Raw genomic sequence first — 25,700 nt, forward strand, 5'->3', positions numbered from 1 at the left:
GGGTCATTACCATGATTATTCCTGAGGGCTTATTTTACACTAAAGAGCATGAATGGCTGCAACTAAAGGGCAACCGCTGTAGAATCGGCATTACTGATTACGCCCAGCAATCGCTAGGTGACATTGTATTTGTGGAACTCCCCCAGGTGGGGGACGAATTTAGTGCGGGCGATAGTTTTGGCGTAGTGGAATCGGTTAAATCTGCCTCCGATGTTTATATGCCGGTTTCCGGCAGAGTAGTAGCTGTCAACGAAGAACTGTTGGAGGAACCGCAGAAGATTAACCAAGATCCTTACGGTAAGGGCTGGATGATTGAAGTGGAACTGGCGGACCCTTCAGAAATAGCAAGTTTACTGGGTGCTGAAGCCTATCAGAAGTTGCTTGAGGAGGAATAAAGTTATGACTTATATTCCCACCACCTCAGCCCAAAGGGAAGAAATGCTTAAAGCCTGCGGCGTGGAAGGGATAGAAGACCTGTTTGCGGATATTCCGGAGGAAGTGAAACTTAAACGGGAACTGGACTTACCTGAGCCTTTAGCTGAAGCAGAAGTCTTACGCCATCTCCAGGAACTGGCCGGCAGGAACCGGACCGATTTGATTTCCTTTCTGGGCGCAGGAGCATACGAACACCACATACCCAGTGTGGTACCTGCTTTACTGTCTCGTTCCGAATTTTACACAGCTTATACTCCTTACCAACCGGAGGTGAGCCAGGGCACCCTCCAGGCCATATTTGAATTCCAGTCCCTCATTTGTGCCCTAACAGGTTTAGACGTAGCTAATGCCTCTCACTACGATGGCGCTACGGCTACGGCCGAGGCAGCCCTGGTGGCCTGCGGAGCTACCAGGCGCCAGAAGATTCTGTTCTCCCGCGGACTTAACCCCCAGTACCGCGCCGTTCTCCACACTTATACCCGTGGCCAGGGAATTGAGCTAGTAGAGATTCCCTGGGAGGACGGCCGGACTTCCCTAGAGGAACTGGCGAGAATAGCTGACCGGGACGTAGCCGGCGTCATCCTTCAACAGCCAAATTTTGTGGGGCAGCTGGAGCCTATGACCGAAGCCAGTGAACTGGCTCATAAGGTGGGGGCCCTTTTCATAGCAGTGGTAAATCCCATCTCCTTAGGCATATTGGCGCCGCCCGGAGAATATGACGCTGACCTGGCGGTGGGCGAAGGCCAGAGCCTGGGCAATCCTTTGAACTTTGGCGGGCCTTATTTAGGCTTTATGGCCGCTAAGGAGAAGTTTGTGCGACGCCTGCCGGGACGGATTGTAGGCCAGACAGTTGATGTAGAAGGCCGCAGAGCCTTTGTCCTTACCCTCCAGGCCAGAGAGCAACATATAAGGCGGGAGAAAGCTACTTCCAATATTTGTTCTAACGAAGCCCTTTGCGCCCTAGCGGCTACCATATACCTTTCCTGCCTGGGCAAGGAAGGGCTTAAAGAAGTGGCCCGCCAGTGCTTGCTTAAAGCGCATTACGCTTTTGAACAACTCCTAAAAATAAAAGGGATAAAGCCGGTCTTCAACGGGCCCTTCTTCCATGAATTTGCCATCCGCGCCTCCCAAGCTCCTTCCCAAGTAGCTGACCGCCTGATGCGCGCCGGTATAGCGGGTGGCTTTGACCTGGGACGCTTTTACCCGGAATTGGAAGGAGCCATGCTTTTCTGTGTCACTGAGGTGCGGACGCGGTCGGAAATAGACCGCTTAGTAGAAGTAATGAGGGGGTTGTAAACAGTGGCAGTAGAACCGCTTCTCTGGGAACTGGGAGCTCCCGGCCGGAAAGGCTATGTCTTTCCGCCGCTAGATGTGCCAGGAGAAGTAGAAAACCACCTGCCGGAGGCTTACCGCCGGCGGAAAGACGCTGAGCTACCCGAATTAAGCGAAATAGAAGTAGTGCGCCATTTCACCCACCTTTCCAGCAAAAACTACGGGGTGGATACCGGCTTTTATCCCTTGGGTTCCTGCACTATGAAATACAACCCCAAGGTCAATGAAGTGGTAGCCAGCTTGCCCGGCTTCACCGATTTGCACCCCTGTGTGCCGCGGGAGGCAGCCCAGGGGTCGCTGGAGCTTATGTATCACTTACAAAAGTATCTGGCCGAAATTACCGGTATGGACGCCGTGACGCTGCAGCCGGCGGCCGGAGCCCATGGCGAACTGGCGGGATTACTTATCATTGCTGCGTACCACCGGAGCCGCGGCGAGACCCAGCGGAAGAAGGTGCTGGTACCGGATTCGGCCCACGGGACCAATCCGGCCAGCGCTGCCATGGCTGGCCTGGAAGTGGTCCAAATACCCTCCAACGACCAGGGGCTGGTGGACCTAGAAGCCTTGCGAAAGGCTTTAGGGCCGGATACCGCAGCCCTCATGCTCACCAATCCCAACACCTTGGGTCTTTTTGAAAGTGATATTATAACTATGGCTGAAATGGTGCATAAAGCCGGCGGCCTGCTCTACTACGATGGGGCCAACCTCAATGCCGTTATGGGTATTACCCGGCCGGGGGATATGGGCTTTGATGTAGTGCACCTTAACCTGCATAAAACCTTTTCCACCCCCCATGGTGGAGGCGGGCCCGGCAGCGGTCCGGTCGGGGTAAAAGAGCACCTGGCCCCCTTCTTACCTGTACCTGTGGTCAGTTTCGATGCAACTAAAGGGCAGTACTACCTAGACTACGACCGTCCTCAAAGCATAGGGCAGATGAAGGCTTTCTACGGCAATTTTGGCGTTATGGTAAAAGCCTATACCTATATCCGCACTCTGGGACCCAAGGGCTTAAAAGAGGTCAGCGAGCAGGCCGTTCTTAACGCCAATTATTTGCTCAGCCTCCTGCGCCCCCACTTCAACGTACCCTATGACCGCATCTGTAAACATGAATTTGTGATCAACCCTGGCCCCAAAATAAAAGAGGCGGGAGTGCGCACCTTGGACATAGCCAAGCGGCTTTTAGATTACGGCTTCCATGCCCCTACCATTTACTTCCCCCTTATTGTCCCGGAAGCCATGATGATCGAACCTACCGAAACTGAGCCTAAAGAGGTGCTGGACGCCTTTGCTAGGGCTTTGATTGCCATTGCTGAAGAAGCAGTAAGCAAGCCGGAACTCTTGCACAATGCGCCCCATAGTACACCGGTGCGGCGGCTAGATGAAGCAGGTGCCGCCCGCAATCCTATCCTTAAGTGGCAGAAAAAATAAAGCAGGAAATCCTGGCCGTCCTAGTCGAAATATAAATTGGGTGATACTAAAGCCATGGCAGAGATGTGGCGCCTTCTGGATACAGGAATAGCTGACGGGCCTACCAATATGGCTATAGATGAAGCTATCTTGCAACAACATCGTGCGGGCAACGCGCCCCCTACCGTGCGCTTCTACGGCTGGGACCCGCCGACCATCTCCTTGGGCTATGCCCAGTCAGTCGAGAAGGAAATCGATTTGGGTGCCCTCCAGGAAAGGGGGCTAGGCCTGGTACGGCGTTTGACAGGGGGGCGGGCGGTGCTCCATGACCGGGAAGTAACTTATAGCCTGGTGGTAGTAGAAGATCACCCCCTAGTGGATGGGGGCGTTTTACCTTCTTACTTGCGGATTGCCCGGGTCCTGGCCCAGGGACTTAAGCGCCTGGGCGCCGAGGTGGAGATTGCTTCCGGCAAAAAAAGCACCGGTGAGCACAGCAGTGCCGCCTGTTTTGATGCCCCTTCCTGGTACGAGATTACTGTAGAGGGGCGCAAGCTAATCGGCAGTGCCCAGACCAGGAAAGGCGGCGCTGTGCTCCAGCACGGTTCCATTGTATTAAAACAAAATGTAGAGGATTTGTTCGCGGTATTAAAATTTTCCTCGCCCGAAAGGAGGAAAAAACTTAAAGAAAAATTTTATCAGCAGGCCTGCGGCCTGGAAGAGATTTTAGGTCGCCCAGTGGCTCCGGTGGAAGTTAAAGAAGCTATAATTAAAGCCTTCGCCGAAATCTATGATATCCAGCTCGTCCCGGGCGAACTTACACCAGAAGAAAAGATTCTGGCAGCAGAATTGCGGCAGAAATATGCCAGCGAAGAGTGGAACAGGCGCCGCTAGCTGCCAGCATAGCTTTTTCCTCTCCGGGGAATGCTATAGGGCAGAAGATTCCTTGCTTTTTGGGGAGGTAAAATAAATGGGTGATAGAGGCCGCAGCCGTTTTGTTAATGAAGACCGCACTAGACTGGAGCAAATGCGGGCAGCAGAATATCCCGGAGGAGTAGTGGTCGATCCGGTGCCCATAACTGCCGGAAGTGAAGTAACAATTTTGTACTATGGACTGCTGTCCCAGTGCGGCGCCGATCAGGTCTGGATGCGCACAGGATATGGCGACCCCCATAACTGGCAGGACATTTACGATCATCCCATGGAGCGCACCGGGTACGGCTGGGTTAAGAACATACGCGTATCGGAGGATTACGACCGGCTCAACTTTTGCTTTAAAGACAGCGCCAACAATTGGGACAACAACAACGGCCTCAATTGGAGTTTTATAATTCACAACGGCGAACGGGCTTAATAGAAAGGTGCTTAAAAAGAAGCGGGGGTGGGGTCCAGGAAATCGGGGCCCTATCCCCGCTCTTGTTTGGCTATCTTCAGTTCTTTTTGCGAGCATATCTTGACTTGCGGACGCTGTTACCCCACTTTAATTTGGGCGGCTTGGCGTTTATCTAAGGCTTCCCGGTACATTTTTTCGTACTGGGCGGCGGAGGCAGACCAAGAGAAGTCTGCCAGCATGCCCCGTTCCACCAGCTGGCGCCATTCCTGAGGCTGGGTCCGGTAGACGTTTAAGGCGCGGTTGATGGTTTCAAGAAAGGCCTGGGGGGTATACTCATAGAAAGAAAAGCCATTGGCCTTATCTGGGTGCTGGTGGAAATCGAAGATGGTATCCTCCAGGCCTCCGGTGGAGCGCACTACAGGCACTGTACCGTAGCGCAGGCTTATCATCTGGCTCAGGCCGCAGGGTTCAAAGCGCGAGGGCATAAGAAAAATATCAGCACCCGCATAGATGCGCTGGGCCAGGTCCGGGTCAAACCCTATTTTGACCGCCATTTTCCGGCGGTATTTTACTTTATACTGGGAAAAAAGTTGCTGATAATAATCATCGCCGCTCCCCAGCAGGATCAGTTGAACATCCTGCTGCAATAGGGGATCCAGTATGGCAGCCAGGAGGTCGAGACCCTTTTGGTTTACTAGGCGAGAAATCAAAGCTAGCAGAGGCACATCCACTACTGGCAATTCCAGCTCCTGCTGCAGAGCCTTCTTGTTTTCTTTTTTGCGCTCCGGGCTAGAAGCATCATAGTTAACCGCAATACGCGGATCCGTGGCTGGGTTGAACTCTTCGTAGTCGATACCGTTTAAAATGCCCCGCAGGTCGGCTGCCCTTTTCCTTAACAGGCCGTCCAGCCCCTCTCCCAATTCAGGGGTCTGGATCTCCAGGGCATATTTTTTGCTTACAGTGTTAAGGAGATCAGCATAAAGGAGGCCGGCCTTCATGAAATTAACTTTGCCATAAAACTCCAGGCGTTCGGGGACGAAGAATTCGTCGCCCAGGGCCATGAGCCTCAAGGTTTCCCGCGGGAAATGGCCCTGATACTGCAGATTGTGGATGGTAAAGATGGTAGCTGTGCGGAGGTAAAAGGGGTTATCCTCATGCTTTACTTTGAGGAAGAGGGGGATAGGCCCTGTCTGCCAGTCATTACAATGGATTATATCCGGGCGAAAATCCACCCAGGGCAACAGGGACAGGACCGCCTTACAGAAAAAATTAAAGCGAGCATCATCGTCAGGGTAACCGTACATACCATCCCGGTAAAAATACTTATAGTTATCAATAAGGTAAACGGGTACTGCGGCTGTACCTGAGAGGGTCGCCCGGCGGATTATGGCTGTCTCCAGGCTGCCATCCATCTCTACCGGGAGGTCGGTGAGATAGGTCACGTCCTTGATCTGGCGGTAGCGCGGCATAACTACTCGTACGTCATGGCCGCGCTGGGCTAAAGCTTTCGGGAGGCTACCGGCTACATCGGCCAGGCCACCTGTTTTAGCCAGGGGAGCTACTTCCGGCGAAACGAAGAGAATGTTAAGACGCTCAGCCATTCCTAATCCTCCTTGGTAACTGCATTTAAAAACTGGGCGGCGTGCTCCGGTGGAGTGGGATTAATATATATATCGGTTCCCCATTCGAAACCGGCCACAGTAGTTAAACGGGGTAAAAGCTGCAAGTGCCAGTGGTAAGCAGGAGTTGCCTCATGCAGAGGAGCTGTGCGTAAAACCAGGTTAAAGGGAGGGTTATCCAGGGACTTGTGAAGCCTATCCAGCAGGTCCTGCAATATGGAGGCCAAATCTTCCAGCTGTTGGTCCGTTATATCTCCAAAGCTAGGCTGATGTTGACGCGGAAAAATCCAGGTTTCAAAAGGAAAACGGGAGGCAAAGGGACAGAAAGCCAGAAAATGTTTATTGAAGGCTACCACCCGTGCTCCCTGATTTAACTCTGCTTCCAGCATATCACAATAAATACAGCTTTCCTTTTTCTCCAGATACTCTTCCGCCCGCCTTATTTCTTCCCGGACGGCCGTCGGAATTAAAGGTGTGGCGATGAGTTGGCTATGGGGATGTTGCAGGGAAGCCCCGGCTTCGGTACCATAGTTTTTAAAGATCTGGACGTAAGCCAGGCGTTCGTCCCGGGCATGTTGCAGGTAACGCTGGCGCCAGGTCTTAAAAACCTGTACGGCGTGCTCGGGCTTATAGGCAGGGAGTTCGAGGTCATGATCGGGCCCCTCGATAATGACCTCATGTACCCCTATGCCCTCCCGCCTGCGATACAGGCCGGCTGTCTCCTCCTCCCCATTGCCCTCCGGGACCAGCGCAGCGAATTTATTGGGTACTACCCGCACTTGCCAGCCGGGAGTATCCGCTTCCGTACCGGGTAGGCGGAGAGCAAAGACTTCGGGCGGCGTTTCCTTCTCATGACCTGGACAAAAAGGACAATTATCTTTACTTTTAGCCCCTAGCTCTTCAGATTCTTCTTTAGAGCGAACGAGATCTGAAGGGCGCTTAGCCCGTTCCGTAGCGATGATAACCCACCGCTGGGCAATGGGATCGTGACGCAGTTCGGGCATGAAATAGTAACCTCCGCTAAAATACAGTCTGTGTCTAGGTTACTTCTTTAAGGGGCAGTTTATACAAGAAGAAGATTAAAACCTGCAGCAGGAAATATCAAATAAAAGTAGAATAGCTGTATAGACGGCAAAGCCTACATGGAGCCATCGGCTGTTGACCATTTCCGAAGTTCTAACTTTATAAAAGGGTGGGGTCTGGTTCGAAATATAAATATGGCAACTGCTGGCCGTATCCACCTGAGTGAGGAGGGTTAACTCAATGGCCATAGATAAAAGCTCCTTTGTGCCTCCTTACTACCAGCTAGCGCAAATCTTGGAACGCCAGATTAGGTCAGGGCAATATCGCCCCGGCGATGCCTTGCCTTCCGAAGCGGAACTGAGCGAAAAATATGGGTTAAGCCGCATGACCGTCCGTCGCAGCCTGAGCCACCTGGCCAAGGCTGGCCTCATTCGGACGGAAAGAGGGAAAGGCACTTTTGTCTCCCGGCCCGAGCTGGATCGCGCCGTTTTTGTCATGGAGGACTTCCACAAAGAGATGGCCGCCCGGGGTTTGGCTTCCAGTGTGCGGCTTTTGGAAGCCAGGTTGGTTCCAGCACCGGAAAAGGCGGCCAGAAAATTACAGCTCCCGGTAGGTACGAAGGTGCTCTATATTCGTCGCTCTCTTTTAGCTGGCGGAGAGCCTATGGCCTATCATCGCAAATACCTCCGTTATGACCGCGGACGGCCCATTCTGGAGAACGAACTCCAGTACCAGGCGCTTCCGGACATGGTAGAAAAACATGCCGAGGCCCTGCCGGTAACCAGCAAAATGGTGTTGCAAGTGACCGTTCTTAACGAGGAAGAAGCCCGGGCCCTCCGCGTGGCGCCGGGTTCACCCGCCTTCTTGCTGGAGCAGATACTCCTGGCCGGAGATGGCCGACCCGTGGGCTGGGGATGGTGCATATACCGCGGGGACCGTTATCAATTGACTTCGGTTCCCACAGCGATTTAGATCCCGGGGTGCTAGCCAGCACACCAAAATTATAGTTTTAGAAGAGGGTGCTGATTCATGGGACCTTTAGCCCGGGCTATGGCAGAATTAGAAGAAAAGAAGGTCCTAGAACTGGTTAGGAGAGCACTGGGTGAAGAGAGGACGCCCCTGGAGATTGTGGAAGAATGCCGTCGGGGGCTCAGTCTCGTAGGGGAACGCTACGCCCGGGGGGAATATTTCTTAAGTGACCTGGTTATGTCGGCGGAAATATTCCAGGAAGTGCTCCGGATTCTGGAACCTTTCCTGGCCTTATCGCCGGCCTGGCAGGAACAGCCAGGCAAGGCAGACATCCTTTTTGGCACGGTGGAGGGCGACATACATGACATTGGCAAGAATATAACTATCTCCCTCCTCCGGTGCGAAGGCTTCCGCGTCTTTGATGCAGGGGTGGACGTTCCTCCTGACGTCTTTCTGACCCTCCTCCAACAAACCGGTGCCCGTGTTTTGGCGTTATCCGCTTTACTGACTTCTTCCTTTGAATCCATGCGCCGGACCGTCCAACTGGTCCGCATGGTGGCCCCTAAACCTGCGGTAAGGGTCATCATTGGAGGCCTGGTCAACGAGCGGGTCTGCCAGTACGTAGGTGCCGATGCCTGGGTGCGAGAGGCGGGAGACGGCGTGGCCATCTGCCGGCGCTGGTTAGGGGTGAGAGTTATAAACAGAGTTGGCTCGGGATAAGAGTTATAATAGAAAGGGAGACCGAAACGATTCTAAAATTTTTGTTCGCTTAAGAGAGAATTATCAAAAGATTGGATCTAGAGAGACCAGTGGAGTTTGAGATAGTACTTCATTATAAACCTTGGCAAGATAAGTACGGGAGGGGATTAAATGACGCCGGAGGAAAGGCAAGAGCAAATGTTCTCTTCATGGCTTGTGGGTCAGGCCATCGAATTTGCGAGCCCGGAAGCGGAAAAGTCGTATAAGGAGCGAGTAATGCGTCTAAAAGACGCTATTCAATTAAGAAAGGTACCTGACCGGGTACCGGTTTGTCCTATAACTGGACTTTTTCCGGTTTATTATGCAGGTATAACCGTTCAAGATGCGATGTATGACTATGACAAAGCTGCGGCTGCCTGGAAAAAATGCGTTTTAGATTTTGAGCCTGATGCATATCTAGGAACGGCTTTTATTCCGCCAGGCAGATTTTTTGAAATTCTTGACTACAAGTTATATAGGTGGCCCGGCCATGGTGTACCGCCGGGTATCTCGTACCAGTGCCTTGAGGCGGAGTATATGAAGGCCGAGGAGTACGACGCTTTGATCCACGATCCTTCTGACTTCTGGGTAAGATTATATTTTCCCCGCATTTTCGGTGCTCTTAAACCCTTCGAAAAACTGGCTCCTCTTACCGACGTCCTGGAAATTGTAATGACTTGCGGTAGTTTTATTCCCTTCGGTTTTCCCGAAGTACAGGCTGCCTTTAAAGCTGTCTTCGAAGCAGGCAATGAAGCTATCCGGTGGGCCGGTATGGTTCGCTCTGTGGACCAGGCACTTCAAGCACAGGGATTCCCCACCTTTTTTGGAGGAGTGAGCAAGGCGCCTTTCGATATCATCGGCGATACTCTTAGAGGTACCCGTGGGATAATAATGGATATGTATAGACAGCCTGAAAAACTGCTGGAGGCCCTGGAGGCGGTTACCCCGTTGGCCGTAAGGATGGGGGTATCTTCCGCCAAGGCCGCTGGCCACCCGCTAGTATTCATGCCTCTGCATAAGGGGGCTGACGGTTTCCTGTCAGATAAGCAGTTTAAGACTTTCTATTGGCCAACCTTAAGAAAAGTTATTATGGGCTTAATTGAAGAAGGACTGGTACCCTGCTTATTTGCCGAAGGCGGCTATAATTCCCGCTTAGAAGTCATTCGTGATTTACCAAAGGGTAAGACGGTCTGGCTTTTTGACGACACCGATATGGCTAAGGCTAAAGAGATCATGGGGGATATAGCCTGTATCGCCGGCAACGTGCCCATGGCCTTGTTGACCTTTGGCACACCAGAAGAAATAAAGGATTATTGTAAGCAGCTTATAAAAACTGCCGGTAAAGATGGCGGCTTTATTTTGAGTTCAGGGGCTGTAATCGATGATGTAAGACCGGAAAACCTCCGGGCACTAATAGAATCAGCCAAAGAGTTCGGCACCTACTAGGGCCTGCCATCCTCCGCGGTATATTAGAAAAGGATGGCCTCTGTGGTCCATTTAATTTTTACGGCTTTGGTCGACCTTTTGCCGGACGCCAAACAAAAAGCAGTAAAAAACTTTTTTAAATAAGGGCTAATAGCTATTTTAAAAGAACGAATTTTGCAACAAAAGTAGAATATATGTATAGACAAATATTCAGGAAGGCATAACACGAATGTTTTTGGAGGGTTGTAGGAAGTGTTAATAATCGGCGAGAAACTTAATAGCGCAATTCCCAGTGTACGTCAAATAATTAACGACAAAGATGCGGCGGCTGTCCAAGATCTGGCACTTAGGCAAGTAGCGGCGGGGGTCGACTATCTGGATGTCAATACTGCGCACTGCAACGAAGTGGAGGATATGGAGTGGCTTGTACGCACTGTTCAAGAAGTAACTGAGGCACCTTTATGTATTGACAGCACCTCAGGGGTGGCCATTAAAAAAGCTCTGGAAACTGTTAAAGGTGAGAAAAGTAAAGTTATAATTAATTCCATTTCTTTGGAGAAAAATCGTCTCGAAGAGGTGTTGCCACTTGTTCTAGAATACCAATGCCCGGTAATTGGATTGACCGTGGACGAAAATGGTATTCCCAAAACTGTGGAAGACAGGATCAGAATTACTGAGCGCATGGTAGAGATCTTATCCAAACATAATTATGATTTGAATAATCTCTTTATCGATCCTCTGGTACTTCCTTTGGCTGTGAGCCACACTAATGCGGCAACGTTTTTTCAATGCCTGAGTGAGATTAAGCGCCTGTTTAAAGTAAAAACAGTGTCAGGCTTAAGCAATATCTCTTTTAACATGCCTAAAAGAAAGCTCATTAACCGTTATTTCCTAGCGATTTGCATGGCACAGGGCATGGATGCGGCTATACTGGATCCCCTGGATTCTAAAATCATGGCAGCGGTTACCACTGTAGATTTATTGTTGGGTAATGACCCCTTTGGCAAAAACTTCTTAAAGGCGTATAGGAAAGGGGCGTTAGAGGATTAAAGAGTTGTGAGTTATAAAGAGGGGGTGAAGCAATACGAGTGGGTAAGAAGGGGCGACAAATAACATGATGTAACGCGTGCCTACGTGGAATTGGAATTGATTACGAGCACGAGGGAGGGAATTAAAAAATGAGCGATAAAGAAAAGCTTTTTCAAGAAAGGTTTAAGCGCTACACGGTAGCGCTGGAGTGTGGCAAGCCGGACAAAGTACCTGTAGTTTTTCCGCTTGGCGAGTGGGTGGTCAAGTACACCAATACCACTCTTCAGGAAGTATACTACAATGTTGACAAGTCCAACGAAATTATTGCCGAGGCGATACGAGACCTTGACTTTGATGTTATGTTTGGCTCCCTCAATTTATGGTGGCCCCCCATGTTTGATGGTATAGGTTCCAAGTTGTATAAGTTCCCAGGAATTTACTTTGAAGAAAACTCTGGCTTCCAATATGTAGAAGAGGAGTATATGAAGCCTGAAGACTACGATGAGTTTATCAATAATCCTACCCAATGGCTCGCTACTAAGTACTTACCTCGTATATGTGAGGAGTTGGCCGAACCGGGGTCATACCGCGCCACTGTGGCCTTAATTAAAAGCGCTGCTGCTTTTGCCATGCACAACGACAAGCTAGCTAAAGCGGGCGACCAATGGGCGAAGGAATACGGGATAGTGCCAACTGTGACGGGAATGACCAAGGCACCCTTTGATACCTTGGGCGATGCCCTGCGAGGGACGAAAGGGATTTTGCTAGATCTCCGTCGTCGACCTGACAAAGTTCTGGCTGCGTGCGAGGCGATTGTACCTCATAATATTGCTTATGCTATGATTACTGCTGCGGGGGATACTTCTTTACCTTGTTTTGCGCCACTTCATAAAGGAGCTTACCCCTTCTTAAGCCTTGAACATTGGGAAAAATATTACTGGCCTTCCTGGAAGGCGGTTATCGAAGGCCTTTGGGCTTTAGGGAAGAGGACGTTCTTCTTTGCCGAAGGAGATTGGACACCTTATCTTGAAAAGATAGCTGAATTGCCGGATAAGAGTATTGTTTTTTGTATTGATCTAACTGATGCCAAGAAAGCCAAAGAGATTCTTGGCGGTAGGTTCTGTCTTTATGGCGGCGTTCCCACCACACTTCTAACTTACGGCACACCGGAACAAGTCAAGGATTGTGTCAAGCGGGCCATTGATGAACTGGCCTGTGACGGAGGATTTGTCCTTGCTGCAGGTGGAGTGGTTATGGGCGATGCTAAACAGGAAAATATTCTAGCCATGATTGAAGCGGCACGAGAGTACGGTGTTTATTAAAGATTACTTAAACAAACGAGGAGGGGGAGTCAATGGCCGATAATAAGGTGAAAGCCTTTGTGCCGGAACCGGGCACATGTGTGTCCTGGGCCATTAAGAAGGAAGAACTTGGGCAACTGGCTGGTAATGAGGAAATTGTTGAAAAAGAATGGGAAAAGCTTGACGCTTTTGCCTATGCCTTCATTTGGTTTTGGGTGCAACGGTAAATAAGTTTGATAAAGGCGAGTTTATCTAGTTGATAAAGCACAGTGAAATCTTCTAGAGGGGACGGAGGTACTTATGTCAAAAGAACTTCTATCTAAAGCCATGGTTGAATTAGAAGAGGAACGGGTAATCACGTTAGTTAAAGAGTTACTGGAGAGCGGACTTGCTCCTTTGGAGATTGTCAAAGCCTTGCAGGAAGGAATGGTGGAAATAGGTAACCGGTTTGAGCGGGGCGACTACTTCTTGAGCGAATTGGTTATGGCTGGCGAGATTATGAAAGGCGCTATGGATATCTTGGAGCCTCATTTAAGCGGCGAGAGCAGTGAACATAAAGGAACAATCGTTATCGGTACGGTTAAAGGAGATATTCACGACCTGGGAAAAAATATTGTAATAATGCTTCTAAAAGGTGCGGGGTATAACGTTGTTGACCTGGGGGTGGATGTGCCGAAAGAAAAATTTGTTGAGGCTATTAAGCAGACCAATGCGCCTCTGGTGGGTATGAGCGTGCTTTTGACCAGTTGCCAGGGGGCGCTAAAGGAAACCATTGAAGCCATTCGGGCTGCGGGGCTGAATCCCAAGGTGGTGATAGGTGGCAACTATGTAAATGAAGCGGTCAAGAATTATTCTGGTGCTGACTATTTTGCCACTACAGCCAGCGATGGCCTTAAAGTGGCTACCGAAGTCTTTGGAGTATAATTACCGGAGATGGGTTTATTAAAAGGGGATGGGGTTTGAAACAGCGCCCCTCCCACCCTTTTGAATGAATGGTGCTTATCAAGGGTTAATGATGTTAATTATTAACTTCCCAAGGAGCAAGAGTGAATACAAATATGAATAATAGTAATACCACCATATCATTGTCACCATACAGATGGGTAATTTTAATCCTTATGTGGCTTGCAATATTTATCGGAGTAGGCGTACAATTTCAGGTTGCAGCGCTAGCCTATAAGATTATCCCGGAGTTTAAGCTGACCTCCGGGCAGTTCGCTATGCTCTTAACAGCGCCTATGTTATCAGCTGTATTCTTGAGCCTCGTAGCAGGAGTGCTAGCAGACAGGTTCGGAGTGAAAAAAGTGGTCTCGGTAGGATTGGCTTTTTCTGTAGTGGGTGCCTACTTTCGCTATGTTGCTAACAGCTTTGGAGAATTTTTTATCCTAATGTTTTTGTCTGGGATTAGTTCGGCCTTTTTAAATGCCAATGCAGCCAAGCTCTTGGGAGCATGGTTTCCTAGGGAGCAGATGGGTACCGCGATGGGGATTTATTTAACTGCTGCTGGCGTAGGTATGAGTATCGCCTTAGCTACATCAGCGCTATTTCCCACAACCAAACTCGCCTTCATCACTGCAGGCCTCATCATGCTAGCGGTATGGATCTTGTGGATGGTGTTAGTAAAAAATAAGCCTGAGGGTGCCCCTGATGTGTCGGTCCTGCCCGTAACCCGCTATATTGGTGTAGCTGCCAAGAGTAAAAACGTTTGGATGGTCGGCTTGGCAATGATGTTTTTGATGGGCGCCACTATGACCTTTACCGGCTTTCTCCCCAATGCGCTTCATGAAGTGCGGGGGGTGAGCCCGATAACAGCTGGGTTTATAAGTTCCTTTGTTACGCTGGGAACCATTATAGGCAGCATTGTAGGTCCCACTATTTCCGACCGTATAGGCAAAATTAAGCCCTTGTTAATACCTGCGGCATTATTGGCACCTATTGCTCTGTACACGTCCTGGATTTTACCTCAAATAGGAAGCATGGTGCTCCTGCTCGCCGCCAACGGTATTTTGGCGGGAGCGACTCTGCCGTTATTGATGTCTTTCCCCATGCGGCTTTCCGAAATAGGGCCCGTGTATGCTGGTAGCGCCGGTGGAATAATTGCTACCCTTCAACTTATAGGTGCTGTTTTTATACCATCTTTTATTATCGCACCATTGGCGGGCCAGAACTATAGCATATTATTTGCTCTAAGCAGCCTGTGTGGGTTAGTGGGAGGCGTTGTTACTTTGTTCCTTCCTGAAGTGGGCGCAAAGGCTTGAACGAGCTAAGGTTTTATTGGTGGCCTGCTGTATCCTTAGCCTAGAACAGACCACCGTTGAAAATCCTGGCGCAGATTTCATCTTTTACAGGGCCATTCCCCATTTCCCTGGGTTTACCCCGCCTGCGCCGCGCCCAGCGCTTTAGCTCGCCTAAGGCGCCAATAGGAAAATAGTCTGTGAATTTGTCAGGGATGTGGTATAATTAGAATTGCAAGGTAAACATGGCTTACGCCATGGGCGATTTTTAGCGGGTCTACGAGAAGACGTAGTACCCGCCTTTTCTTTAAGTTCCCTGTGAACCGCAGCTGTGGTAGGGGAGTAGCTTGGCCAATCTACGTACTTGAGGGAGGTTTTCATATTCAAGATCTTTTCTAAGGGGATAGGCGATGAGACAATATACAGTTATTGCCTGTAAGGTTATGGAGGAAGAACTTTCGACTCTAGCTCCGCAGGGGTATGAGCTACACTTCTTGGACCAGGGATTGCACCGCTCGCCGGAGCGATTGCGGCAGGCTTTACAGGAGGCCATTGATGGCGCCTCCGACGGTGAGCTTATACTGTTGGGCTATGGCCTATGCGGCGGAGCTCTGGAGGGACTGCGGGCTAGAAGCGCGCCTCTCATTATCCCTAAGGTAGATGACTGTATTCCTCTATTGCTGGGGTCCTGGGAATCTCAACGGCAGTGGGAGCGAGATACTTACTTTTTGTCTGCCGGCTGGCTGGCCGGGGAGGACAACCTGGTGCGGGAGTACGAGCGCTGCGTCGTACGGTACGGGAAAGAGCGGGGTAGTCGCCTCATGCGCCAGCTAGTCCGCCACTACCGGCGGCTGGTGTTTATAAATACTGGCCGGCAAGGGGAAGAGTTGGCAAAGGAAGCGGCACGTGAGGTGGCGGAAAAACTAGGGTTAAGCTTTGAGATCACCAGTGGAAAAAAGGATTACTTGAGGCAACTGTTGCGGGGGCCATGGGATTACCTGTTTTGGCAGGTGCCCCCCGGTCGCCATGTCCTGCCGTTTTTTGCTTCTACCCCTTAAACCCACCATTTTTGCCTCATTATGCGTATTCCACTTGGCCAAGTGTAGGGCTTACCCATTGAAGGATAAAGTATATTTATTGCCACAAATGGTGTGACGCAAAAAGTACTAATAATCTAAAAGGAATCTGTAATCAAGCCTCGAATATAATTTGTGTGAACGGATGAAAGTAAAAATAAATAGAAAAGATTTTGCCACATTGTATTGCCATATTGGCCATGGTCTTAACTGCCCGTACCCAGAAACTATTGGATATCCTTATGGAAGCTGAAAAGCCCCTGACCATTAGCTATCTAGCTCACCGCTTAGAGGTTAGCCCGCGGACCATAAGGTATGATCTGGATAGGCTAAAGTACTGGGTTAAAGAGCGCGGGATGAAGCTGGAATGCCGGCCGCGGGTGGGCGTGTGGCTAGAGGGGAAAGAAGTTATCAGGGGAGAAGGAGGGTTTTTGTCTTTACCAGAATTAGGCAATTATATACTCTCACCTGACGAAAGGTGGAAGGCTATTTTGGCCTTCCTTTTAAGGAGCGAAAAGCCCGTTACTGCCCATAAACTGGCTTCTGAGTTGCAGGTGAGCCGGACTACCATTCTTAAAGATTTGGAGACGGTAGAAGAATGGCTGAGACACCGCGGGCTTGAATTAGTACGCAAGCCCAAATTAGGTTTCCACGTCTTAGGAGAAGAGATGAAATGGAGGCAGGCGGTAGCCGATCTTTTAGCTGCGGCGGCCGATGAAGAACAGTTATATAGTTATCTGCGGGAGCTGTCTCCAAAATGTCCAAGCAGGCAACGGAGAAGCTTTCTAGAAAAAATATGTTCCCTGATTTCAGAAGAGGAGATCAAGCAGCTAGAAGTTATAATCCAAGAAGTAATTAACGATCTAAAGTATACCGTAGCTGAGGGTAACTTTTATGGTCTATTGCTGCATCTGGCAGTGGCCTTGCAGCGCATAAGGCAGGGCAAAAACGTCTCCATATCTCCTGAGCAGCTTGAACAATTGAGGACACTGGACGAATTCCGAGTAGCGCGCAAGTTGGCTGAGAGGCTTGAAATGACTTGCGGTCTTAAAATCCCTGAAGGGGAAATAGGCAATATTACCCTGCACTTTATAGGTGCTAAGATGCGGCAGGATACCCCTGCCCAGGCTTTTGGTGAGGTAGAACCTTTTCTTCTCGACGTAGTTCAAGAATTCGTCCGGCATGCAGGTGCAGTGCTGGGCTTTAATCTGGTCGAGGATCAAGAGCTTATTATAGGTCTAGCCTTACACCTAAAGTTAACATTGCGCAAACTGAAATGGGGTCTAGGGATACGTAATCCTCTCGTGAAAGAGATTAAAGAGAAATACCCAGAAATTTTTTTCGCTGCACGGCAAGCCGCTTTAGAACTGCAGACTAAATGTCAGGTTGAAATACCAGAAGAAGAGATCGGTTATTTGACCGTGCACCTGGCTGCTTCCATTGAAAGGCAGACCACGCGGGAATACCGTTATAGAGCTCTGCTGGTCTGTGGGAGCGGAATAGGGACTGCACAATTGTTGTTGACACTTTTACGTAAGCGGCTGCCAGAGCTGGAGATTGTGGGGTTGGCTTCTGTGACGGAACTGCCTGAACTTCTTAAAGAGCATCTGGTAGATTATGTTATTACTACTGTACCTTTAGACCTAGAGAATTTTCCGGTGATCCAGGTAAATCCTCTTTTGCGCGAAGAAGATGTTTTGCATCTGCGCCAAAAGCTGTTGGAAACGCCAGACAGACGAAGTTCTGCATTCATGCTTAAGAATGTTTTAACGGAAGATGCTATTACCTTGGATGTTGAGGTAAAGAATTGGGAAGAAGCCGTTCAGGTGGCAGGCGGGTTACTCGTTCGGACTGGGGCGGTAGAAGAACGATACGTAAAAAGTATGGTATGCACAGTTAAAGAACTTGGGCCCTATATTGTAATCGCCCCGGGGATAGCTATGCCGCACGCGCGGCCGGAAGAAGGAGTGAAACGGATAGGATTGAGCGTAGTCCGCCTCAAGAAACCGGTAGAATTTGGTCATATGACTAACGATCCGGTGGATATAATAATAGCTCTAGCGGCAGTAGATTGGTCTTCACATTTACAGATTTTGTCAGAATTAAGCAATATTCTAAGTTCTGAACAAAAAGTATCTATACTTCGCCAGCTTCGTTCAAAACAAAAAGTTATTGAGTTATTTACCGGTCACAGGAACGATAGGTAAGTAAACAAGCAGTCAAAATTCGGTCTACTCATGCTGTAAGATAGGTCCATCTTGGGCCAGTGATCACTACGTTGATAATAAACTTAATCAATAAAAGAGTGAACAAGACTTCCCTTTTAAAGCTATCACTTAGGGATTGGAGGTTTTTGGAGGAGGAGTTGCCTTGATCAAACAAGAAGTTACCGTAACTAATAAGGTGGGTCTTCATGCCAGACCGGCTGCTCTTCTGGTACAGACTGCCCAGAATTTTAAAAGCACAATAATAATAAAAAATGGTGACAGGACTGCGGACGCTAAAAGTATACTAAGCGTTATAGGCTTAGGTGTTATGCCAGGTACTACTATTACTCTCCTAGCGGATGGTGAGGATGCCCAGGAGGCTGTGGATGCACTAGCGCGCTTGGTAAAAGAAGATTTCAGGAAACGTTAGAGAGGTTTGGGCAATGTGAGGAGGACCAAAACCATATGGGAAGTAATGAAGGGGGTAAGACCGCCTGCAGAATGAAAAGGCTATTTTAAAACCTAAAGAAAATACTTTAGTTAGGCAAAGGCAAGGAGGGGAAATAAAGTGAAAAAAGTATTGCTTGTTTGTGCTGCGGGTATGTCTACAAGTTTGCTGGTAGAAAAGATGAAAAAGGCTGCTACCGAAAAGGGCGTAAATGTTGAAATTAAAGCTGTACCTATTGAGGAAGTTGAGAATGTTTACAGGGAATATGACCTTATCCTTCTGGGTCCGCAAGTTAGGCATAAAAAATCCACAATCGAAGAGGTGGTGAAGTCCCATGGTATACATGTAGATGTTATTGATCCCATTACTTATGGCCTTGTAGATGGGGAAAAGGCTTTAAATCAGGTAATAAAATCTTTAGGGAGGGCAAACTGAGATGAACGCAATTTTTAAGTGGATAGAGAATAATTTAATGCCTGCTATGACTAAGATTGGTAATCAGAGGCATATGGTAGCTATTAGGGATGGTGTCGTTAGTGTTATACCACTTGTGATTGTCGGCAGCTTCTTTTTAATAATAGCTTATCCACCTATTACTTCATGGGCTGAAGCCGTTAAGCCTTACGTAGACTATATCCTTCTTCCACAAAAAATGACAATGGGGCTCATGGCTCTTTATGCTGCGTTTACCATTGGTTATAGTTTGTCTCGGGCGTACCAATTAAACCCAATGTCTGGTGGGTTGCTGTCCGTTATGGCATTTTTATTAACAGCTGCACCGATGGATACTGCCAAACTTGCTACACAAAAGACACTTTCCTTTATTCCAGTAGATTTTCTTGGTGGTAAAGGCCTTTTTACAGCTATAGTAGTGGCTATCATTTCCGTAGAAATTTTCCGCTTCCTGAAGCAAAAAGGTATTACCATAAAGATGCCCGAAGGAGTTCCACCGGCCATTGTAGCGGCTTTTGAATCACTTATCCCAGTTGCTATAATTATTGGCCTTTTATATCCAATTAGCTTAATTGTAAAAACTGTTACTGGACTAAGTATTCCAGCAGCTATTATGAACCTTTTTGCGCCGCTGGTATCTACCAGTGATACTGTTTTTGCGGTTGTGATTGCTGCGCTTGTAGCTCAGTTGTTATGGTCGGTAGGCATACATGGTGCTTCTATCGTGAGCGCTATTATGGAGCCGTTTTATCTTACTCGGTTAGAGGCTAATGTAGCTGCTTTACAGGCTGGTCTTCCTCTTCCTTATATATTTGTCAAGCCTTTCTGGGCATTTTATATAGTTATCGGAGGGTCTGGAGCGACACTGGGCCTTATATTTCTTTATCTCATGGCACGGTCGGCTCACCTTAAACAGGTCGGTAAACTTGCCATTTTGCCAGGTATATTTAACATTAATGAACCTATCATTTTTGGTACTCCTATGGTTATGAATCCCATTCTATTTATACCTTTTGTTTTCGCACAAGTTGTCAATGGTGTTCTTGCTTATCTTGCTGTTTCCAGTGGCTTGGTTTCTAAAATAACTGTCCTCCCACCGTGGACGACCCCCGCGCCTATAGGTGCTTTCATAGCTACAAGAGGTGACTGGCGCGCACCACTTTTGGTAATTGTCTTAGCCATAATCTCCACTATTATTTACTATCCTTTTGTAAAAATATACGACAAACAAATGTATGAAAAAGAAAAAGAGAGAAGAGAAGAATAATCCTATATTTCTAAGGTAGGTGACAGACACTGCTTAATTTTGAACAGATAGCCTTCCACCTAATTCTGCATGCGGGCAATGCCAGAACAGAAGCATATCGAGCTCTAGAAGTAGCTCGTCAAGGAGATTTTGGAGCTGCAAGTGAGTGTCTTAAAGCTGCCAGCGAAGAGCTTAAGAAAGCTCACTCTATCCAGACAGAGCTTTTGCAAAGGGAAGCTAGAGGCGAAGAGCAACAAGTGAATCTGCTTTTGGTACATGCACAAGACCATCTTATGACAGCTATGGCTGAAAAGACCCTGATTGAGCATATTCTCGATTTATATAAGGAAATGGCTACTCTTCAAAAGGATATACAGCAAGCAAAATCTAAATTTAGAAATATGGAGGGAAAAGAAGAGTGAGTGGACTCAAGATTGCAGTTATAGGAGGCGGCTCCAGTTATACACCTGAGCTGATCGAAGGTTTCATAAAAAATAGTGAGGAATTCCCTGTAAGGGAGATACATCTTGTAGACATTGAAGCAGGCAAGGAGAAGTTAGAGATCGTAGGTCAGTTAGCTAAAAGGATGGTGGAGAAGGCAGGGCTGGATATTAAAATTTTCTTGACTCTGGACCGTCGAGGGGCCCTGGAAGGTGCTGACTTTGTTATCACCCAGTTTAGAGTCGGGCTTTTGGATGCACGTATCCGTGATGAAAGGATTCCCTTAAAGTATAATGTAATTGGCCAGGAGACTACTGGTCCCGGAGGATTTGCCAAGGCATTAAGGACCATCCCCGTGATTCTTGATATTGCACGTGATATTGAACAACTAGCTCCAAATGCTTGGCTAATTAATTTTACGAACCCTAGCGGGATTATAACAGAAGCGATTCTAAAGTACACCAAGGTTAGAGCTATTGGCCTCTGCAATGTACCCATAGGAATGATATATACTGTGGCACGTTTATTCGATGAGGATGTCTCATCAATCTATATTGATTTCGTTGGACTTAATCACCTGGTGTGGGGACATCGTATTTACTTACGCGGTGAGGATGTCACTCATAGGGTTATCGAACTATTAAAAGACAATTCTACTTTAACCATGAAAAATATCAGGAATATCCCGTGGGGTGCTGAACTTCTCGATTCCCTTGGAATGATGCCCTGTCCGTATCATAGATACTACTACCTTACAGACGTAATGTTAGAGGAAGAAAAGCGAGCTGCTCAGCAAGAAGGTACCAGGGGTGAAGTTACTAAAAGGATTGAAAGGGAACTTTTTGAGATTTATAAGGATCCAAATCTATCCGTTAAACCACCTCAGCTTTCATTGAGGGGTGGAGCTCATTATTCCGAAGCAGCAATCAACCTAATGAATTCGATTTATAACAACAAGAAAGATATTCAACCTGTTAATGTGCTTAATAATGGCACTATCAAAGGGCTACCGGTTGATGCGTCTGTAGAAGTTAATTGTATTATCGATAAAAATGGAGCCCATCCAATCCATATAGGTGAGGTTCCAACAAAAATTCGGGGCTTAATGCAAGTGGTGAAGTGCTATGAACAACTGACGATTGAGGCGGCAATTAGAGGTGATTATAATACTGCGCTGCAAGCTTTGGTCATACATCCATTAGTTCCCTCAGTTAGTATTGCTAAGGCAATACTTGATGACATTCTCAGAGAACACAGGGAGTTTCTGCCACAGTTTTTTAGGTAACTAAAGTGTATCCAATAGGAATAAAAAAACAGGGGCCATTAAGTCTCTGAAAATGTCAGGCGTGTGGTATAAGTTTCCAAACCGCACGCCTGACAGCAGCCACTAGTGTACTATTGATGTTCGGATCTTGAAATACCTTGCTTTGAGTGAAAAGGCAATCCTAACTTGTTGATCCTGGAAAAGCTATTTATCCTAAGGTCAAGAAAACGGGTGTAATAGCTATAGGAGACAGCGTGAACGAGCTGGAGATGTTGGAGTGGGCTGGTCTTGGTATCGCCATGGGTAACGCTCCGGAAGTGGTGCAACAGGGTTTAGATATCAAATTGGGAGAATTTCTCCTTTTTAAAACTCGCAATTCCTGGCAGGACGTTTTTGACCCCTGTTTTGTATACTTAGCCGAGTCTGCCGCTCGATACCTGGCAGAGAAAAGGATGCGAGGAATAGGATGGGATGCTTTAAGTATTGAACGCGCTCAACCTGGCCATCCCAGCCACAGAGTGCTGCTGGAACAAGGCATTGTTATCTTGGAAGGATTAAGGCTTAAGGAAGTAGAACCTGGAGAATACAGCCTGATAGCTTTGCCCTTACCAGTATGGGGAGCTGAAGCAGCGCCTGTAAGGGTACTTCTTTGGAAGGAATATACTACGGTGGAACCTGGGCCTCCGGAATTTTCTAAGGAGGGAAGGACCTAGTAGTGCATCCTGAGCTAATAATAGCAGAAGACTACCAAGACCTAAGCCAAAGAGCAGCTTTAATAGTAGCAGAACAAATAAAGAAAAAACCTACTACCGTACTAGGACTAGCCACTGGCAAAACCCCCTTAGGGCTATACCGCGAACTAATAAGGCTACATCAAAAAGAAGGGCTTGACTTTTCTCGGGTAAAAACCTTCAACCTAGACGAATACTATGGTCTCTCTCCCGATGACAGGCGGAGCTTTCACTACTACATGTGGGAAAACTTTTTTAAACACCTAAACATACCGGAGGAAAACATATATCTTCCCAATGGGGAGGCTCGAGACATAGAGAAAGAATGCCAAAGATATGAAGAAGCCATAAGGGAAGCAGGGGGAATAGACCTGCAAGTTTTAGGGATAGGCAATAACGGCCACATAGGATTTAACGAGCCGGGGACCGAATGGGGGAGCCTAACCCATCTGGCCAAGCTTACTACAGAGACCATAAAGGACCAGGAAGAACATGGAGGGGGAGGGGTACCCGGGTTTGCTCTTACCATGGGCATAAAGACCATCATGAGGGCTAACCGGATAGTCCTTTTAGCCAGCGGGGAGAGCAAAGCTGGCATAATAGCTAGGGCCTTAAAGGGTCCGGTAGACAAGAGCGTACCTGCCTCTGTACTCCAGCTCCATCCACAGCTAGTGGTCATTGTAGATAAAGAGGCGGCTAAGTTTTTGTAGGGGGAAGGGCAAGTTTGGTAGAAAGGCAAGTTATAGTAAGTAACGAGGTGGGCCTCCGTGCCCGGCCAGCTACCCTTTTTCTTTAGGGGTGTAAAATAAAAAGTGAGCTTTAAACATTAGGGAGTTAGAGAGCAGTTTAAGCTGGGTATATTAACCGGGAGGCGAATAATTTAAAATGGTAGCTAAAGAAGCCGTTCTGCTAAACGAGGCCGGCCTGCACGCGCGACCGGCTGTTCTTTTTGTCCAAGAGGCGCAAAAATTTAAGAGTAAAATTACTGTCCACAAGGGCGATAAGCAAGCGGATGCCAAGAGCATTTTAGGGATTATGAGCCTGGGGGTGAGCAAGGGGAGTTCGATAGTAATTGTGGCTGAAGGAGAGGATGAAAAGGAAGCGGTTGAGAGCTTGCTAAGCCTTATCAACAATAAATTCGGGGAAGGTGTCGAGGATGCTTAAAGGGTTACCCATTTCGCCAGGGATAGGTATAGGCAAGATCTGTCGGTTAAGCGGAGCCCCGGCTACTATTATAAGAAAAACTACATTGGGAGAGGAAGAAATAATTGCTGAGTTAGCCAGGTTAGAGGAAGCTCTTATAAAGGCCAAACAAGAGATTCAACGCCTGGCCCTGCGCGCCCGGGAGGAGGTCGGCCCCAAAGAAGCCCAAATTTTTGAGGCTCATCTCTTTATCCTGGATGATCCTATCCTAACGGAGAAAATAACAAGTAAAATTAAAGAAGAAAAGAAAAATGCTTCCTGGGCAGTGGTGGAAGCAATAGATGAAGTGGTCAGGACTTTCGAAGCTTTAGAGGATGAATATTTCAGATCCCGGGCGGTAGATATCCGGGATATAGGGGGAAGGTTAATAGCTTTCTTGGAAGGAGAAAACAAAGGGATAAAAAAGATACCTCCCGGAGCTATTATTGCTGCGACGGAACTCACCCCTTCCCAGACAGCCTCCTTTTCTGCAGAAATAGTGAGGGGGATTATAACCGAAAAGGGAGGACCCACCAGCCATGCAGCCATTGTAGCCCGGGCCTTGGGGATTCCCTGTGTATCGGGGATTTCAGGACTTATGGAGAGGGCAAAAGATGAGGAGATGGTCATCGTTGACGGAACAGAAGGTGTTGTGTACCTTAATCCAGGCGAGGAATTAATCCGCGAATTCGAAGAAAAGAAAAAGCGGTTTGAAAAGGCACCAATACTTTTAGCCGCAGGTGGTGCGGCAATCACTAGAGATAGGCGACGGGTGGAGCTAGCTGCCAACATCAGGGATCCTCAAGAGGTGGAAATTGCCCTAAAGCAGGGAGCTGAAGGGATAGGGCTTTTCCGGACTGAGTTCTTATTTATAAACCGTGAGGAGCCGCCTGGTGAGGAAGAACAATTTGAGATTTACCGTAAAGTGTTGGCCCTAATGGAAGGGAAACCTGTTATTGTTCGTACCCTCGACATAGGAGGAGACAAACCTCTGCCTTATTTGCACTTAACCCGGGAAGAAAATCCCTTTTTGGGCTTAAGGGGCATAAGATTAGCTCTGAAATACCGGGAGCTCTTCAAGACCCAACTTAAGGCTTTGCTTCGCGCCTCCTTTTACGGTAATCTGAAGATAATGTATCCAATGGTGGCGAGTATAGAAGAGATAAGAGAAGCTCGGAAAATATTAGAAGAGGCCAAGGAGGAAGTAGGTAGCTGGGGACCGGTAGACATAGGGGTAATGATTGAGACCCCTGCTGCCGCCTTAGCAACAGATATACTAGCCCGCGAGGTAGACTTTTTCAGCATCGGCACCAATGATCTTACCCAGTACACTTTAGCGGTAGACCGGGGCAACGAGGAGGTAACAGGTCTGTATGACCCTTACCACCCTGCTGTCTTGCGGCTGATATATAGCACAGTTAGAATGGCTCATAAGTATAACAAATGGGTGGGATTGTGCGGTGAACTGGGGGGAGAAGTGGCGGCGGCGCCTCTTCTGGTGGGACTGGGCCTGAATGAGCTAAGTATGAGCTCCATTTTCATTCCCCAGGTAAAGCAAGTTATTTTGGAGCTTTCTTTTGAGAAGGCCCGGAAACTTGCTCTGAAGGCCCTCAAGGCTTCTAGCGGGCAGGAAGTGCGGGACCTCTTGTCATCAGGAGAGTAGAAGTTGGGCACTTCTCAAATTAAACCCTATTTTATGATTCAATAGTTCAAAAAGCGGAGAGGAAGCGGAGTGTAACTTCTCAAATTAAATCGAGGCTCGTTTGAACCATATTTGCGAATTGAACAATGTGCAGGGAAGGTTAATACC

At 48.2% G+C, this 25,700-nt stretch carries 27 protein-coding genes; 24 read left to right on the forward strand and 3 right to left on the reverse strand.

Annotation, left to right across the window (positions count from 1 at the left end; all coding sequences use genetic code 11):
- Positions 1 to 11 precede the first annotated feature (11 nt).
- The 5 genes from gcvH (at position 12) to AC1BI1_RS04810 (ending at position 4,525) form a co-directional block, all read left to right on the forward strand.
- On the forward strand, positions 12 to 395 hold the full coding sequence (gcvH, locus tag AC1BI1_RS04790; protein ID WP_476716136.1) for a glycine cleavage system protein GcvH: 384 nt from the start codon (positions 12 to 14) through the stop codon (positions 393 to 395).
- A gap of 4 nt (positions 396 to 399) precedes the next feature.
- Positions 400 to 1,731 carry an aminomethyl-transferring glycine dehydrogenase subunit GcvPA gene (gene gcvPA, locus AC1BI1_RS04795; protein ID WP_476716137.1) on the forward strand — a complete coding sequence of 444 codons (1,332 nt, stop codon included), beginning with the start codon at positions 400 to 402 and terminating at the stop codon, positions 1,729 to 1,731.
- Positions 1,732 to 1,734: 3 nt separating this feature from the next.
- Positions 1,735 to 3,195, forward strand: coding sequence for an aminomethyl-transferring glycine dehydrogenase subunit GcvPB (gcvPB, locus tag AC1BI1_RS04800; RefSeq protein WP_476716138.1), 1,461 nt, complete (start codon positions 1,735 to 1,737; stop codon positions 3,193 to 3,195).
- Between the two features lie 54 nt (positions 3,196 to 3,249).
- Complete coding sequence (locus AC1BI1_RS04805) at positions 3,250 to 4,065, forward strand: lipoate--protein ligase family protein (protein ID WP_476716139.1); 816 nt, start codon at positions 3,250 to 3,252, stop codon at positions 4,063 to 4,065.
- Positions 4,066 to 4,141: 76 nt separating this feature from the next.
- Positions 4,142 to 4,525, forward strand: a complete 384-nt coding sequence (locus tag AC1BI1_RS04810) for a carbohydrate-binding protein (protein ID WP_476716140.1) — start codon at positions 4,142 to 4,144, stop codon at positions 4,523 to 4,525.
- A gap of 116 nt (positions 4,526 to 4,641) precedes the next feature.
- On the opposite strand, the gene glgA is transcribed toward AC1BI1_RS04810, so the two are convergent.
- The 3 genes from glgA to AC1BI1_RS04825 all read right to left on the reverse strand — a co-directional run bounded on the left by glgA (position 4,642) and on the right by AC1BI1_RS04825 (position 7,394).
- Complete coding sequence (gene glgA / locus AC1BI1_RS04815) at positions 4,642 to 6,105, reverse strand: glycogen synthase GlgA (protein WP_476716141.1); 1,464 nt, start codon at positions 6,103 to 6,105, stop codon at positions 4,642 to 4,644.
- Between the two features lie 2 nt (positions 6,106 to 6,107).
- Positions 6,108 to 7,127, reverse strand: a complete 1,020-nt coding sequence (gene galT, locus AC1BI1_RS04820) for a galactose-1-phosphate uridylyltransferase (protein ID WP_476716142.1) — start codon at positions 7,125 to 7,127, stop codon at positions 6,108 to 6,110.
- A 75-nt stretch (positions 7,128 to 7,202) separates the two neighbouring features.
- The gene (locus tag AC1BI1_RS04825; RefSeq protein ID WP_476716143.1) at positions 7,203 to 7,394 is read right to left on the reverse strand and encodes a hypothetical protein; all 192 of its coding nucleotides are present in this window, start codon (positions 7,392 to 7,394) and stop codon (positions 7,203 to 7,205) included.
- Between AC1BI1_RS04825 and AC1BI1_RS04830 the strand changes: the two genes are divergently transcribed.
- The 19 genes from AC1BI1_RS04830 to ptsP all read left to right on the forward strand — a co-directional run bounded on the left by AC1BI1_RS04830 (position 7,387) and on the right by ptsP (position 25,553).
- Entirely contained in the window at positions 7,387 to 8,118 is a 732-nt protein-coding gene (locus AC1BI1_RS04830) for a GntR family transcriptional regulator (RefSeq protein ID WP_476716144.1), read from the forward strand. The genes AC1BI1_RS04825 and AC1BI1_RS04830 overlap by 8 nt on opposite strands.
- A gap of 57 nt (positions 8,119 to 8,175) precedes the next feature.
- The gene (locus AC1BI1_RS04835; protein WP_476716145.1) at positions 8,176 to 8,835 is read left to right on the forward strand and encodes a cobalamin B12-binding domain-containing protein; all 660 of its coding nucleotides are present in this window, start codon (positions 8,176 to 8,178) and stop codon (positions 8,833 to 8,835) included.
- Positions 8,836 to 8,985: 150 nt separating this feature from the next.
- On the forward strand, positions 8,986 to 10,299 hold the full coding sequence (locus tag AC1BI1_RS04840) for a uroporphyrinogen decarboxylase family protein (protein WP_476716146.1): 1,314 nt from the start codon (positions 8,986 to 8,988) through the stop codon (positions 10,297 to 10,299).
- 231 nt (positions 10,300 to 10,530) lie between these two features.
- Positions 10,531 to 11,328: a dihydropteroate synthase gene (locus tag AC1BI1_RS04845; RefSeq protein ID WP_476716147.1), complete on the forward strand. Its 798-nt coding sequence runs from the start codon at positions 10,531 to 10,533 to the stop codon at positions 11,326 to 11,328.
- Between the two features lie 128 nt (positions 11,329 to 11,456).
- Positions 11,457 to 12,629, forward strand: a complete 1,173-nt coding sequence (locus AC1BI1_RS04850) for a uroporphyrinogen decarboxylase family protein (protein WP_476716148.1) — start codon at positions 11,457 to 11,459, stop codon at positions 12,627 to 12,629.
- A 32-nt stretch (positions 12,630 to 12,661) separates the two neighbouring features.
- Entirely contained in the window at positions 12,662 to 12,835 is a 174-nt protein-coding gene (locus AC1BI1_RS04855) for a hypothetical protein (RefSeq protein WP_476716149.1), read from the forward strand.
- A gap of 73 nt (positions 12,836 to 12,908) precedes the next feature.
- Complete coding sequence (locus tag AC1BI1_RS04860; protein ID WP_476716150.1) at positions 12,909 to 13,532, forward strand: cobalamin B12-binding domain-containing protein; 624 nt, start codon at positions 12,909 to 12,911, stop codon at positions 13,530 to 13,532.
- Positions 13,533 to 13,726: 194 nt separating this feature from the next.
- Entirely contained in the window at positions 13,727 to 14,866 is a 1,140-nt protein-coding gene (locus AC1BI1_RS04865) for an MFS transporter (protein ID WP_476716151.1), read from the forward strand.
- Positions 14,867 to 15,252: 386 nt separating this feature from the next.
- Complete coding sequence (locus AC1BI1_RS04870) at positions 15,253 to 15,900, forward strand: DUF1638 domain-containing protein (protein ID WP_476716152.1); 648 nt, start codon at positions 15,253 to 15,255, stop codon at positions 15,898 to 15,900.
- Positions 15,901 to 16,091: 191 nt separating this feature from the next.
- Positions 16,092 to 18,125 carry a BglG family transcription antiterminator gene (locus AC1BI1_RS04875; RefSeq protein WP_476716153.1) on the forward strand — a complete coding sequence of 678 codons (2,034 nt, stop codon included), beginning with the start codon at positions 16,092 to 16,094 and terminating at the stop codon, positions 18,123 to 18,125.
- A gap of 163 nt (positions 18,126 to 18,288) precedes the next feature.
- Complete coding sequence (locus AC1BI1_RS04880) at positions 18,289 to 18,555, forward strand: HPr family phosphocarrier protein (RefSeq protein ID WP_476716154.1); 267 nt, start codon at positions 18,289 to 18,291, stop codon at positions 18,553 to 18,555.
- Positions 18,556 to 18,693: 138 nt separating this feature from the next.
- Positions 18,694 to 19,008, forward strand: coding sequence for a PTS sugar transporter subunit IIB (locus tag AC1BI1_RS04885; RefSeq protein WP_476716155.1), 315 nt, complete (start codon positions 18,694 to 18,696; stop codon positions 19,006 to 19,008).
- 1 nt (position 19,009) lies between these two features.
- A complete protein-coding gene (locus AC1BI1_RS04890) occupies positions 19,010 to 20,293 on the forward strand; it encodes a PTS sugar transporter subunit IIC (protein WP_476716156.1) in 1,284 nt (427 codons plus the stop codon).
- A 47-nt stretch (positions 20,294 to 20,340) separates the two neighbouring features.
- A complete protein-coding gene (locus tag AC1BI1_RS04895) occupies positions 20,341 to 20,694 on the forward strand; it encodes a PTS lactose/cellobiose transporter subunit IIA (RefSeq protein ID WP_476716168.1) in 354 nt (117 codons plus the stop codon).
- Positions 20,691 to 21,998: a 6-phospho-beta-glucosidase gene (locus AC1BI1_RS04900; RefSeq protein WP_476716157.1), complete on the forward strand. Its 1,308-nt coding sequence runs from the start codon at positions 20,691 to 20,693 to the stop codon at positions 21,996 to 21,998. Before AC1BI1_RS04895 ends, AC1BI1_RS04900 begins: the two co-directional genes overlap by 4 nt.
- A gap of 185 nt (positions 21,999 to 22,183) precedes the next feature.
- Positions 22,184 to 22,690, forward strand: a complete 507-nt coding sequence (locus AC1BI1_RS04905; RefSeq protein WP_476716169.1) for an HAD hydrolase family protein — start codon at positions 22,184 to 22,186, stop codon at positions 22,688 to 22,690.
- Between the two features lie 2 nt (positions 22,691 to 22,692).
- A complete protein-coding gene (gene nagB / locus AC1BI1_RS04910) occupies positions 22,693 to 23,418 on the forward strand; it encodes a glucosamine-6-phosphate deaminase (RefSeq protein WP_476716158.1) in 726 nt (241 codons plus the stop codon).
- A gap of 175 nt (positions 23,419 to 23,593) precedes the next feature.
- Entirely contained in the window at positions 23,594 to 23,872 is a 279-nt protein-coding gene (locus AC1BI1_RS04915) for an HPr family phosphocarrier protein (RefSeq protein ID WP_476716159.1), read from the forward strand.
- Entirely contained in the window at positions 23,865 to 25,553 is a 1,689-nt protein-coding gene (gene ptsP, locus AC1BI1_RS04920; protein WP_476716160.1) for a phosphoenolpyruvate--protein phosphotransferase, read from the forward strand. The genes AC1BI1_RS04915 and ptsP overlap by 8 nt, the downstream gene beginning before the upstream one ends.
- The last annotated feature ends 147 nt before the right edge of the window (positions 25,554 to 25,700 follow it).

The organism is Thermanaeromonas sp. DSM 22490 (assembly GCF_056378755.1).